Origin of the sequence: Pseudomonas sp. FFUP_PS_473, assembly GCF_002858665.1 — a bacterium.
GTDB lineage: Bacteria > Pseudomonadota > Gammaproteobacteria > Pseudomonadales > Pseudomonadaceae > Aquipseudomonas > Aquipseudomonas defluvii.
Genome location: NZ_PJQQ01000007.1, coordinates 131147 through 143575 on the forward strand (window position 1 = coordinate 131147; position 12429 = coordinate 143575).

The following is a 12429-nucleotide window of genomic DNA, read 5'->3' on the forward strand; positions in this document are numbered from 1 at the left end:
CGGTGCTCCCTGATCAGGCGGCGGGGGTCATGCAGGCAGCATTGAGCAACCCGATACTGATCGAGACCGCAGCCAACAGGATGGCCGAGGCCATCTCCTGACGTGCGATGCGCTCGGCCATGCCTTTGACACAGCGGTTCACCACCACGAATGCCAAAAGTTGCACCACCGCCGCGATCACCGCCCAGAGCAGGAAGTCCAGCAGCGAAATGGAATGAGAGACAGCACTGGCCACCGGAATGGCAAAGCCCACCAGCGCACCGGCCAGGGCAACAGCGGCAGGCGTGTTGCCTTCGCGAATCAGGCGCAGTTCGTTATAGGGCGTAAGACGGGTATAGATCAGCGCATAGAGCGCGAACAGCGCAGCGGCGCCACCCATGTAGACGACGAAACCGAGCACGGCCTCAGCCGGCAAGGACATCTTCAGAGCATCCATGAACATTGCAGTTACCTATCCTTGTAAAACGGCTCGGGAGGCTACCACAGCCCCCCTCACGCGCAAACCGCTCCAGCCGGTCAGGCTGAAGGCAGTGCTGCCTGGCTACCCCAGATGGTGCCCAGGTTCTGCAACAACGAATTGGCCACGCCTTGCTGGCCAAGGAACTGCAGCAACAACGGGGCAAATTGGCCGATCAGGCCGGTGTCCATGCCCAACAGGCTGAAGGCGTTGTTCAGGTCGTTGGTGTCTTTCACATTGCCCAAGGCATTGCTCAGCGCCGATTGCTGGCCGTCGCTCTTGCCCATCAGCGCGATCAAGCCATTCAAGCCACCCAACGCGTTGTCACCGGTGAGCAGGTTGAGCCCCGGGACCGCTTGGGTCAGCTGCGAGAACTCGTCACCACTCAGTTGGTTCTTCGCCAGGCCAAGCAACGCGCCCGTGCCACCCACGGCTTGTTCAGGGGTGATGTTCAACTGGCTGCCCAAGGTGTTGAGCAGGTTCGCCGACGCTGGCGCAGCAATGACGGCAGGGCCTTCGCTGTCTGTGCCTTGCATGGCCGAGACGGCATTGGCGGCATCGCTGAGGTTAAAGGCAAAGACCGGGCTGGCGGCCAGGGTCATCAGGGTTACCAGGGCAAAGCGCTTCATCAAATGACCTCTTGAGCCTTAACGGCGGGAAACGGTCATTTGACTGGCCTGCCTCAGGATTGTTCCGTGCTGACTGACCGCCAGTGGTCGGGTGTTTTCAGCCTGAGCTTTCGCTTAGGGCGCGCGCCTCGATCCCGTCGAGCAAGGCGTCGACCAGGCCCTTGGCCATTTCTACCGAATGCATCGTGGACCAGAGAAAGCCCTTGGCCGACTCGTCGGCGGTGTCGCTGGCCTGATGGGCCGTGTCGTAGGCGCCGCGCAAGAACAGAGAGACATGCACCAGCGCGTCATGGGGTTCAATACCGGGGCGCACGAGAAACATCGGATCGTGGCCGGCACCACAGAGGCCGAAGAGCGTGCTGGCGGTTGGGGCAAGGGTTTCGTGGGGTGGATCTGGAACGATTTTCTTCATGGAAAGCTCCTGATGCAGGTGTGGCTGCAACCTTCCGTTTCCACACGAAGAGGTGGCAGCTGTACGCGGGGTGGAAAACCGGATGCATCAGGTAACCCCGGCAGACCCGAAGGTCTCCCGCGCACAGCCGCCATAAAGCGACACCTGATACTTGCCCGGGTTTCCACGCCCGTTCGCCGAATTGTCAGCGACACGGGCAGCGTAGGTGGGCAACATTTCCAAGACAAGCCAATGGGTGCCGACAGCGTTCGTAGGATATTTCCTAGAACAGGTTATCTGCCAGCAATTTCATGTCATCAGGCGCTATCGCAGGCAAGCCTGCCACAGGCTGCCCGCTCTTTGTTGGAGCTGGCTTGCCTGCGATGACGTCGGTGGGGTGATCGTGAGTTCGCGGCGTTTGCATCGCGGGCAAGCCCGACTCCTACAGGTTGCGCGGGCTCTGTTGGAGCTGGCTTGCCTGCGATGACGTCGGTGGAGTGATCGCGAGTTCGCGGCGTTTGCATCGCGGGCAAGCCCGGCTCCTACAGGCTGGCGCGGGCTCTGTTGGAGCTGGCTTGCCTGCGATGGCGTCGGTGGGGTGTCCGTGCGTTCGCGGCGGCTGCATCGCGGGCAAGCCCGGCTCCTACAGACTGGCGCGGGCTCTGTTGGAGCTGGCTTGCCTGCGATGACGTCGGTGGGGTGATCGCGAATTCGCGGCGTTTGCATCGCGGGCAAGCCCGGCTCCTACAGTTGGAGCTGGCTTGCCTGCGATGGCGTCGGTGGGGTGTCAGCTGAAGACAACCCCCGCTAAAAAGCGGGGGTGGCAGGGGGAATGATCAGGCGGCGCTGAACAGTTTGTGCGGGTCGATCACGAATTTCTTCGGCACGCCGGCATCGAACTCGCCATAACCTTCCGGCGCCTGATCCAGGCTGATGACTTGTACGCCCACCACTTCAGCGATGTTGATGCGGTCCCACATGATGGCCTGCATCAAGGCGCGGTTGTACTTCATCACCGGGGTCTGGCCGGTGTGGAAGCTATGGGACTTGGCCCAACCAAGGCCGAAGCGAATGCTCAGGCTGCCGATTTTCGCGGCGGCATCCACGGCGCCCGGGTCTTCGGTGACGTAGAGGCCAGGGATACCGATTTTGCCGGCTACCCGCACCACACCCATCAACGAGTTCAGCACCGTGGCCGGCGCTTCGTGCTGGGCACCAGCATGGCCATGGCCACGGGCCTCGAAGCCCACTGCATCGACCGCACAGTCAACTTCTGGCTCACCCAGCAGGTTGGCGATCTGTTCGTGCAGCGGGGTGTCCTGGGACAGGTCGGCAATCTCGAAACCCTGAGCCTTGGCATGTGCCAGACGTACCGGGTTCACGTCACCGACAATCACCACGGCCGCACCCAACAGGCGCGCCGAGGCCGCGGCTACCAGGCCGACCGGGCCGGCACCGGCGATGTACACCGAACTGCCCGGCCCAACGCCTGCGGTGACCGCACCGTGGTAACCGGTTGGCAGGATGTCCGAAAGGCAGGTCAGGTCGCGGATCTTCTCCATGGCCTTGTCACGGTTCGGCAGTTTCAGCAGGTTGAAATCGGCATAAGGCACCAGTACATATTCGGCCTGGCCGCCGGTCCAGTCGCCCATGTCCACGTAACCGTACGCACCGCCCGCCCGTGCCGGGTTGACCGTCAGGCAGACGCCGGTGTGCTGTTCCTTGCAGGAGCGGCAGCGACCGCAAGCAACGTTGAACGGTACCGAAACCAGGTCTCCGATTTGCAGGTTTTCGACATCACGGCCCTTCTCGATCACCTCGCCGGTGATTTCATGACCCAGAACCAGGCCGACCTGAGCGGTGGTACGGCCACGCACCATGTGCTGGTCGGAGCCGCAGATATTGGTCGACACTACCCGCAGGATGACACCGTGCTCGATCTTGCGGCCTCGCGGGTCCTGCATTTTTGGATAGGGGATTGTTTGTACCTCGACTTTACCGGCGCCGAGATACACCACACCACGATTACCAGACATGCTTTCACCTCGCTGATTGTTTTTATGTAGCGGTGCAAAGTGCGCTACCCGGAGGCAGCGCTGAGTTACTGGATTTTTTTGCTGGCAAGCGTGCTCGTCAGAGCACTACCGTGCGGTTGGCGTTCAAAAACACCCGCCGCTCAATGTGGTAACCCACCGCCCGGGCCAGGGTCAGGCATTCGATGTCGCGGCCTTTGGCGATGAGGTCTTCGGGATAATGGCTGTGATCGACCGCTTCGACGCCCTGAGCAATGATCGGGCCTTCGTCGAGGTCGTTGTTGATGTAGTGCGCCGTGGCGCCCACCAGTTTCACCCCCTTGTTGTAGGCCTGGTGATACGGCTTGGCGCCTTTGAAACCGGGCAGCAGGGAGTGGTGGATATTGATCGCCCAGCCGTCGAGCTTGCGACACAACTCTGGCGACAGCACCTGCATGTAGCGGGCAAGGATCACCAGCTCTGCACCGGACGCCTCGATCACCTGCAATACCTTGCGCTCTTGCGCCGGTTTGTCATGGGGATCGAGGGCAAAGTGGTAGTACGGAATACGGTGCCACTGGGCCAGCGGCTCCAGGTCCGGGTGGTTGGAAATCACCGCCACCACGTCCATGGACAGCTGGCCTATACGCTGGCGATAGAGCAAGTCGTTCAGGCAATGGTCGGCCTTGGAGACCATGATCACGACCTTGGGCCGGTGGTTCGGCGCCGTCAGCTCGAAGACCATGCCGAAGGCCTCACCGCGCTCGGTCAGGCCTGCGCGGAAAGCCGCTTCGTCAAAGTCATCAGGCTGGCGGAACTCCACGCGAATGAAAAACCGCCCGGACAACCGGTCATCGAACGAGTGGTGTTCGGTGACGTAGCAGCGCTGCTCATAGAGGTAACGCGTCACCGCATCCACAGTGCCGAGCATGCTCGGGCAGTCGGCGGTGAGAATCCAGGTATCCGGGGCTCGGCTCATGCTAACGCTCCTGTCGGGTTCAGGCCTGGATGCTCAAGCCATATTCTGCGGCGGCGTCCTGCAACCACAGCCACCAGTAGTCGGAGAAGCTGCGACGGATCAGCAGTTCCCAGGTGTCTTCGCTGCTGCGACGGATGACCAGTTGCGACTTGGCGAACACCGTACTGACCGCTTTGCCGACCGGAAAATTGTTCGGGTGCACGTCGTAGCTGGTGGACTTCATCAGCACTTCGCGCACGTTCGGGCCGCTCAGTTCCAGCAGGGTCTGACCACCGCTGACGTTGACCACCTGAATGTGCTGGTCCTTGAGGGCGTCGCGCAGTTTCTGCTCGACGGCGAACTCCTGGCCACCGGGGACGATCAACAGCCACTCATCCGGGCCGAGCCACTGCAGCGACATGTCGCCGTTGGCGACCACGGTCAGGGCCACGGGCAACTCAAGGCCGATGGCCTTGAACACACCACCGGCGAAGGCCGGGTCGTGGCCGTTGCCACGAATAGTCAGGTGGCCCAGCAACTTCTTCTCGCGCAGGGTGACACCGGCGTTCTTGCGCCCCTTGCCAACCAGGCTCGGCAAGTCGGCGTGGGCCAGCGGCGATTCCGCCTTGGCGGCGTTGCCTGGGTGTTGCTGGTAAACGTTGATTGCGCTCATTTCAAACCTGCCTGAAATATCAAATGCTGTAGGGCGATCCGTGTGGGGCCGGCCGCGCCGGCGCCACACGTGCGCGTCAATCCTTAAACGTTCTGCCGTTCGCCTTGCGGGTCGAAGAACACCGCTGAACAGATCTCCGCTTCGATCACGCTGCCATCGGCCTGCGGCGAGAACACGCGCTCGCCCATGCGCTTGAGGCCACCCTTGACCACACCCATCGCGAACGAATAGCCCAGCGAGTTGGCGGCGTAGCTGGAGGTCACGTGGCCGACCATGTCCATCGGGATCGGTTGCTTCGGATCGAACACCAGTTGCGCACCCTCAGGCAGCCACTGGGTCGGATTGACCGGTTTGAGGCCGACCAGCTGTTTACGGTTTTCCCGTACGCAATCTTCACGGTTCATGCCACGACGGCCGATCCAGGAGAACGGCTTGGTCCGCCCGACGCACCAGCCCATGTTCAGGTCGTCCGGGGTCATCGAGCCGTCAGTGTCCTGGCCGACAATGATGAAGCCCTTCTCGGCCCGCAGTACGTGCATGGTTTCAGTGCCGTACGGGGTCAGGTTGTACGGCTTGCCCGCTTCGACGATCTGCTCCAGCACACCCATGGCGTAGTTGGCCTGGATGTTGATTTCGTACGACAGCTCACCGGTAAAGGAGATCCGGAAGACCCGCGCCGGTACCCCGCCCACCTTGCCTTCCTTCCAGCTCATGAACGGGAAGGCGTCTTTGTCCAGGTCGATATCGGTGACCTGCGACAGCAGTTTGCGGCTGTTCGGCCCGGACAGGGTCAGGGTCGCCCAGTGGTCGGTGACCGAGGTGAAGTACACCTTCAGGTCTGGCCATTCGGTTTGCTGATAGATCTCCAGCCACTGCAGTACGCGTGCCGCGCCGCCGGTGGTGGTGGTCATCAGGAAGTGGTTCTCACCCAGGCACGCCGTGACACCGTCGTCGAAGACCATGCCGTCTTCTTTGCACATCAGGCCGTAACGGGCCTTGCCCACGTCCAGCTTGGTCCAGGCGTTGGTGTAGATGCGGTTGAGGAACTCACGGGCATCCGGGCCCTGGATATCGATCTTGCCCAGGGTCGAGGCGTCGAGCAGGCCGACGCTGTCACGCACGGCCTTGCACTCACGGGCAACGGCGGCATGGATATCTTCGCCTTTGCGCGGGAAGTACCACGGCCGTTTCCACTGGCCGACGTCTTCAAACTCGGCACCGTTTTTCACGTGCCAGGCATGCAGCGCGGTGAAGCGCACCGGTTCGAACAGGTGACCGCAATGCCGGCCCGCCACTGCACCGAAGGTGATCGGCGTGTAGTTCGGGCGGAACATGGTGGTGCCCATTTGCGCCACACCAATGCCCAGCGAACGGGCGGCGATGGCCAGGCCGTTGATGTTGCCGAGCTTGCCCTGGTCGGTACCAAAGCCCAGCGCGGTATAGCGTTTAACGTGCTCGACCGACTCAAAGCCTTCGCGGGTGGCCAACTCGATAGCCGCAGCCGTCACGTCGTTCTGTTGGTCGACGAACTGCTTCGGTGCCCGTGCCGTGGATTTGTCATGCGGCACCTGGAACAACGCCACAGTGGCTTCTTCATGGCGCGCCAGCACCTTGGGCAGTACGCCGGTGACCGCCTTGAAACCGGCTTCGGTTGCAGCCCGTACACCGCCTTCAAAACCATCGGCCAGGGTATCGCCGAGGCTGTAGACACCGTTCACGCCGCCGACGCAGACGCGTCTCTGCGGGGCATCGCCCGGCACGAAGCCGAGGATGTCTTCACGCCAGACCGGCTTGCCACCCAGGTGCGAAGCCAGGTGAACCACCGGGCTGTAGCCGCCCGAACTGGCCACCAGATCGCACTCCAGCCACTCGCCTGGGCTGGTCACTGCGTGGGCTTTCAGGTCGATGGCTGCCACGCGGGCGGCTGTCACATGCTTGCTGCCACGCGCTTCGATCACCGCGCTGGAGGTCAGAATGCGAATGCCTTTGGCGCGGGCTTCTTCGACCAGCGAACCACGCGGGTTATGCCGCGCATCGGCAATGGCGACGACCTTGAGGCCGGCGTCGAACCAATCCAGCGCAACGCGATAAGCGTGGTCGTTGTTGGTCGAAAGCACCAGTTTCTTGCCCGGTGCTACGCCGTAGCGGCGTACGTAAGTCGACACGGCGCCAGCCAGCATGTTGCCCGGCACATCGTTGTTGCCATACACCAGCGGACGCTCGTGGGCGCCAGTGGCCAGCACCACCTGCCGTGCACGCACGCGGTGGATACGCTGACGCACCTGCCCCAGTGGTGCGCGATCGCCCAGGTGGTCGGTCAGGCGCTCGTGGATGGTCAGGAAGTTGTGGTCGTGGTAGCCGTTCACGGTGGCCCGTGGCAGCAAGGTCACTTCGCGCATGTCCTTGAGTTCGGCCACGGCAGCCGCCACCCACTCCGCGGCAGGCTTGCCGTCGAGGCTTTCACGGGTGTCGAGCAGGCTGCCGCCAAACTCTTCCTGCTCATCGGCAAGGATCACCCGGGCGCCGCTGCGGCCAGCCGCCAAGGCAGCGGCCAGGCCAGCCGGGCCGCCGCCAACCACCAGCACGTCACAGTGCTGGTTCATGTAATCGTAGGTGTCCGGGTCGTTTTCCAGCGGCGAACGGCCCAGGCCAGCCGCTTTGCGGATGTACTTCTCGTAGGTCATCCAGAACGACTGCGGGTACATGAAGGTCTTGTAGTAGAAGCCCGGTGGCATCAGCTTGCCGCCGACCTTGCCCAGGATCCCCATCACGTCGTTGTTCACGCTCGGCCAGCCATTGGTGCTGGTGGCCACCAGGCCGGCATACAGTGCCTGCTGGGTAGCGCGTACGTTCGGCACCTGGGTGGCTTCGGTGGCGCCGATCTGCAGGATCGCGTTCGGCTCTTCGGCACCGGCGGCGATGATCCCGCGAGGGCGCGAGTACTTGAAGCTGCGCCCGACGATGTCCACGCCGTTGGCCAGCAACGCGGCCGCCAGGGTGTCACCGGCATAGCCCTGATAGCTCTGGCCGTTGAAGGTGAAGTTCAAGACTTTGCTGCGGTCGATACGACCGCCGTTGGACAGGCGATTGACCTGGCTCATACCTTTTCTCCCTGACCACTGACTGCCAACTGCGGGCTGGTGTTTTTGCCGGTCACTTGTGGCTTGGCGCCAATTGGATAGGTTTCCAGAATTTCGTAGGTCACCGTGTCACGGGTGGCATTGAAGTACTGGCGGCAACCGGCGGCGTGAATCCACAGTTCGTGGTGCAGGCCGCGTGGGTTGTCGCGGAAGAACATGTAGGTGCCCCATTCCTCATCGGTGCAGGCATCCGGGTCGAGCGGGCGCGGGATGTGCGCCTGGCCAGCGGCGTGGAATTCCTCTTCGGAGCGCAGCTCGCCACAGTGGGGACAGAAGATGTGCAACATGGTCAGGTTCTCCTGTTAGTGGGCGACAGCGGCAGCGCCGTGTTCGTCGATCAGTGCGCCGTTGTAGAAACGGTCGATGGAAAAAGGCGCAGCCAGCGGGTGCATTTCACCCTTGGCCAGGCTGGCGGCAAAGACGTTGCCTGAACCCGGCGTGGCCTTGAAGCCACCGGTGCCCCAACCGCAGTTGAAGAACAGGTTCTTGACCGGGGTCTTGGAAATGATCGGGCAGGCATCCGGCGAGGTATCGACGATGCCGCCCCACTGCCGGTTCATGCGCACACGGGACAGGATCGGGAACATCTCGACGATGGCCTGCAGGGTGTGCTCGATCACCGGGTACGAGCCGCGCTGGCCGTAGCCAACCCAACCGTCGATACCGGCGCCGATCACCAGGTCGCCCTTGTCCGACTGGCTGATGTAGCCGTGCACGGCGTTGGACATGATCACACTGTCGATGATCGGTTTGATCGGCTCGGACACCAGTGCTTGCAGCGGGTGCGACTCCAGCGGCAGGCGGAAGCCGGCGAGCTTGGCCATGTGCCCGGAGTTACCGGCGGTGACCACACCGACCCGCTTGGCGCCAATGAAGCCCTTGCTGGTTTCAACCCCGATGACCACGCCATTTTCCTTGCGGAAACCGGTGACTTCGGTTTGCTGAATCAGGTCCACGCCCAAGGCATCGGCGGCGCGGGCAAAGCCCCAGGCCACGGCGTCGTGACGGGCAACCCCGCCGCGGCGCTGCACGGTGGCACCGATGATCGGGTAGCGGGTGTTCTTCGAGCAGTCCAGGTACGGAATCTCGTCGGCCACTTGCTGGGCGTTGAGCAGTTCGCCGTCCACACCGTTGAGCCGGTTGGCACTGACCCGACGCTCCGAATCGCGCATGTCCTGCAGGGTGTGGCACAGGTTGTAGACGCCGCGCTGGGAGAACATCACGTTGTAGTTGATGTCTTGCGACAGGCCTTCCCAGAGTTTCATGGCGTGTTCGTAGAGGTGCGCCGACTCGTCCCACAGGTAGTTGGAACGCACGATGGTGGTGTTACGGGCGGTGTTGCCACCGCCCAACCAGCCCTTCTCGACCACCGCAACGTTGGTGATGCCGTGTTCTTTGGCCAGGTAGTAGGCCGTGGCCAGGCCATGCCCGCCGCCGCCGACGATCACCACGTCGTAGACCTTTTTCGGGGTCGGCGTGCGCCACATACGCTGCCAGTTTTCATGGTGGCTCAGCGAGTGCTTGAAAAGGCCGAAGCCCGAGTAGCGTTGCATAGTCAGTTACTCCTCAACCACTCAGCGGTAAACCGGAAAGTCTGCACACAGTGCCGACACGTTTTTCGCCACATCGGCCTCGACATCGGCATCGCCAAGGTTGTCGAGAATGTCGCAGATCCAGCCGGCCAGTGCGGTGCACTGGCTGACCTTGAAGCCGCGCGTGGTCACCGCCGGGGTGCCAATGCGCAGGCCGGACGTGACGAACGGCGACTGTGGGTCATTCGGTACGGCGTTCTTGTTCACCGTGATATGGGCACGGCCCAGGGCAGCATCGGCCTCTTTGCCGGTCAGGCCCTGACGGATCAGGCTGACCAGGAACAGGTGGTTATCGGTGCCGCCGGACACTACATCGTAGCCGCGGTCGATGAACACGCCAGCCATGGCCTGGGCGTTGTCGATCATTTGCTGCTGATACGCCTTGAAGCTGGGCTCCAGGGCTTCCTTGAAGCACACGGCCTTGGCCGCGATGACGTGCATCAGCGGCCCGCCCTGGCCGCCGGGGAACACCGCCGCGTTGAGTTTCTTTTCCAGTTCTTCGTTGGCCTTGGCCAGAATCAGGCCGCCCCGTGGGCCGCGCAGGGTCTTGTGGGTGGTGGTGGTGACCACGTCGGCGTACGGCAGCGGGTTCGGGTACAGCCCGGCCGCGACCAGGCCGGCCACGTGCGCCATGTCGACGAACAGGTAAGCGCCCACTTTGTCAGCGATCTGACGGAAGCGTGGGAAGTCGAGGGTTTTCGAGTAGGCCGAAAAACCGGCGATGATCATTTTCGGCTTGTGTTCCAACGCCAGGCGCTCGACTTCGTCGTAGTCGATCAGGCCGGTGGTGGTATCGATGCCGTATTGCACCGCGTTGTAGAGCTTGCCGGAGAAACTGACCTTGGCGCCGTGGGTCAGGTGGCCGCCGTGGGCCAGGCTCATGCCCAGCACCGTGTCACCGGCCTGCAGCAGGGCGAGGAACACCGCCGCGTTGGCCTGGCTGCCGGAGTGCGGCTGAACGTTGGCGTAGTCGGCACCGAACAGTTGCTTGGCACGGTCAATCGCCAGTTGTTCGACCTTGTCCACGTGCTCACAACCGCCGTAGTAACGCTTGCCCGGATAGCCTTCGGCGTACTTGTTGGTCAGGCCGCTGCCCTGGGCCTGCATCACGCGCTTGCTGGTGTAGTTCTCCGAGGCGATCAGTTCGATGTGATCTTCCTGACGCTGCTCTTCGGCATTCATCGCCGCCAGCAGTGCATCGTCATAACCCTGGATCTGGTCTTGCTTGCTGAACATCGCATCTCTCCCGGCAGCGGCATGGGCTTTCATTAGGTGGGCGGCATGACATGGACAGCGCCCTTTGGATTCGATGGTATGACCGACGCAGACAGCCCAGATGCCTATGGGCGCCACGCAAAGGTGCGTTTACGACATAACCTCGTGAGCGTCAGCCCGACAGGCAGGATAAAACCCGCGAAAAACCCTACAGCAGATGGCCCCATCGCTTGCAGGGCCGCTAGCCATACAGCAGCAGACACTTCACCGAATCTTGGTTTAGAGTGCTTGCCTGCGTCGTTTTCAGGACAGAACCATGACCGATCAAAGCCAACAATTCGCCAGCGACAACTATTCCGGTATCTGCCCCGAAGCCTGGGCCGCCATGGAAAAGGCCAACCACGGCCACGAACGTGCCTATGGCGACGACCAATGGACCGCACGGGCAGCCGATCACTTTCGCAAGCTGTTTGAAACCGACTGCGAAGTGTTCTTTGCCTTCAACGGCACCGCCGCCAACTCGCTGGCGCTATCGTCGTTGTGCCAGAGCTACCACAGCGTGATCTGCTCGGAGACCGCCCACGTCGAAACCGACGAATGCGGCGCGCCGGAGTTTTTCTCCAACGGTTCCAAGCTGCTGACCGCCCGCAGCGAAGGCGGCAAGCTGACCCCGGCTTCGATCCGCGAAGTAGCGCTCAAGCGCCAGGACATCCACTACCCCAAACCCCGGGTAGTGACCATCACCCAGGCTACCGAGGTGGGCAGCGTCTACCGCCCGGATGAACTCAAGGCGATCAGCGCCACCTGCAAGGAACTGGGCCTGAACCTGCACATGGACGGTGCTCGTTTCAGCAACGCCTGCGCCTTCCTCGGCTGCACCCCGGCCGAGCTGACCTGGAAGGCCGGTATCGACGTGCTGTGCTTTGGCGGCACCAAAAACGGCATGGCGGTGGGTGAGGCGATCCTGTTCTTCAACCGCAAACTGGCCGAGGACTTCGACTACCGTTGCAAGCAGGCCGGGCAACTGGCGTCGAAAATGCGCTTCCTCTCGGCGCCCTGGGTAGGCCTGCTGGAGGACGGCGCCTGGCTGCGCCACGCCGCCCATGCCAACCACTGCGCACAATTGCTCAGCTCGCTGGTCGCGGACATCCCCGGCGTTGAACTGATGTTCCCGGTGGAGGCCAACGGTGTATTCCTGCAAATGTCGGAACCCGCCCTGGAAGCATTGCGCAACAAGGGCTGGCGTTTTTACACCTTCATCGGCAGCGGCGGCGCCCGGTTCATGTGCTCCTGGGACACCGAGGAAGCCCGGGTACGCGAACTGGCGGCAGATATCCGCGCCGTGATGAGCGCCTGACACCA

General features: G+C 62.4%; 11 protein-coding genes. 1 reads left to right on the plus strand and 10 read right to left on the minus strand.

All coding sequences use genetic code 11. The features are described 5' to 3' along the window. Nucleotides 1-13: 13 nt before the first annotated feature. The 10 genes from CYD26_RS07000 to glyA form a co-directional block, all read right to left on the minus strand. Nucleotides 14-442 carry a DUF350 domain-containing protein gene (locus CYD26_RS07000; protein WP_102052209.1) on the minus strand — a complete coding sequence of 143 codons (429 nt, stop codon included), beginning with the start codon at nucleotides 440-442 and terminating at the stop codon, nucleotides 14-16. 74 nt (nucleotides 443-516) lie between these two features. Next, complete coding sequence (locus tag CYD26_RS07005) at nucleotides 517-1086, minus strand: DUF2780 domain-containing protein (RefSeq protein WP_099776059.1); 570 nt, start codon at nucleotides 1084-1086, stop codon at nucleotides 517-519. A 97-nt stretch (nucleotides 1087-1183) separates the two neighbouring features. Further along, nucleotides 1184-1498, minus strand: coding sequence for a DUF3077 domain-containing protein (locus CYD26_RS07010; protein WP_102052210.1), 315 nt, complete (start codon nucleotides 1496-1498; stop codon nucleotides 1184-1186). Nucleotides 1499-2313: 815 nt separating this feature from the next. Next, a complete protein-coding gene (gene fdhA / locus CYD26_RS07015) occupies nucleotides 2314-3513 on the minus strand; it encodes a formaldehyde dehydrogenase, glutathione-independent (RefSeq protein ID WP_102052211.1) in 1200 nt (399 codons plus the stop codon). A gap of 97 nt (nucleotides 3514-3610) precedes the next feature. Next, on the minus strand, nucleotides 3611-4468 hold the full coding sequence (purU, locus tag CYD26_RS07020; RefSeq protein WP_102052212.1) for a formyltetrahydrofolate deformylase: 858 nt from the start codon (nucleotides 4466-4468) through the stop codon (nucleotides 3611-3613). A gap of 19 nt (nucleotides 4469-4487) precedes the next feature. After that, nucleotides 4488-5120 (minus strand): sarcosine oxidase subunit gamma, encoded by a 633-nt coding sequence (locus tag CYD26_RS07025; RefSeq protein WP_099776064.1) that lies wholly within the window; start codon nucleotides 5118-5120, stop codon nucleotides 4488-4490. Nucleotides 5121-5203: 83 nt separating this feature from the next. Beyond that, nucleotides 5204-8221 carry a sarcosine oxidase subunit alpha gene (locus CYD26_RS07030; RefSeq protein WP_102052213.1) on the minus strand — a complete coding sequence of 1006 codons (3018 nt, stop codon included), beginning with the start codon at nucleotides 8219-8221 and terminating at the stop codon, nucleotides 5204-5206. Next, nucleotides 8218-8547 carry a sarcosine oxidase subunit delta gene (locus CYD26_RS07035; RefSeq protein ID WP_099773991.1) on the minus strand — a complete coding sequence of 110 codons (330 nt, stop codon included), beginning with the start codon at nucleotides 8545-8547 and terminating at the stop codon, nucleotides 8218-8220. The genes CYD26_RS07030 and CYD26_RS07035 overlap by 4 nt, the downstream gene beginning before the upstream one ends. 15 nt (nucleotides 8548-8562) lie before the next feature. Then, the gene (locus CYD26_RS07040) at nucleotides 8563-9813 is read right to left on the minus strand and encodes a sarcosine oxidase subunit beta family protein (RefSeq protein ID WP_099773990.1); all 1251 of its coding nucleotides are present in this window, start codon (nucleotides 9811-9813) and stop codon (nucleotides 8563-8565) included. A gap of 21 nt (nucleotides 9814-9834) precedes the next feature. Beyond that, a complete protein-coding gene (gene glyA, locus CYD26_RS07045; RefSeq protein ID WP_102052214.1) occupies nucleotides 9835-11088 on the minus strand; it encodes a serine hydroxymethyltransferase in 1254 nt (417 codons plus the stop codon). Between the two features lie 295 nt (nucleotides 11089-11383). Here glyA and CYD26_RS07050 point away from each other — a divergent pair, with 295 nt between their 5' ends. Then, a complete protein-coding gene (locus tag CYD26_RS07050; RefSeq protein WP_065760197.1) occupies nucleotides 11384-12424 on the plus strand; it encodes a low specificity L-threonine aldolase in 1041 nt (346 codons plus the stop codon). The last annotated feature ends 5 nt before the right edge of the window (nucleotides 12425-12429 follow it).

Coding starts and splice junctions, on each gene's coding strand:
- CYD26_RS07035 (WP_099773991.1), bottom strand. CDS start 8,547: ATGTTGCACATCTTCTGTCCCCACTGTGGCGAGCTGCGCTCCGAAGAG.
- CYD26_RS07010 (WP_102052210.1), bottom strand. CDS start 1,498: ATGAAGAAAATCGTTCCAGATCCACCCCACGAAACCCTTGCCCCAACC.
- purU (WP_102052212.1), bottom strand. CDS start 4,468: ATGAGCCGAGCCCCGGATACCTGGATTCTCACCGCCGACTGCCCGAGC.
- CYD26_RS07050 (WP_065760197.1), top strand. CDS start 11,384: ATGACCGATCAAAGCCAACAATTCGCCAGCGACAACTATTCCGGTATC.
- CYD26_RS07000 (WP_102052209.1), bottom strand. CDS start 442: ATGTTCATGGATGCTCTGAAGATGTCCTTGCCGGCTGAGGCCGTGCTC.
- fdhA (WP_102052211.1), bottom strand. CDS start 3,513: ATGTCTGGTAATCGTGGTGTGGTGTATCTCGGCGCCGGTAAAGTCGAG.
- CYD26_RS07040 (WP_099773990.1), bottom strand. CDS start 9,813: ATGCAACGCTACTCGGGCTTCGGCCTTTTCAAGCACTCGCTGAGCCAC.
- glyA (WP_102052214.1), bottom strand. CDS start 11,088: ATGTTCAGCAAGCAAGACCAGATCCAGGGTTATGACGATGCACTGCTG.
- CYD26_RS07030 (WP_102052213.1), bottom strand. CDS start 8,221: ATGAGCCAGGTCAATCGCCTGTCCAACGGCGGTCGTATCGACCGCAGC.
- CYD26_RS07025 (WP_099776064.1), bottom strand. CDS start 5,120: ATGAGCGCAATCAACGTTTACCAGCAACACCCAGGCAACGCCGCCAAG.
- CYD26_RS07005 (WP_099776059.1), bottom strand. CDS start 1,086: ATGAAGCGCTTTGCCCTGGTAACCCTGATGACCCTGGCCGCCAGCCCG.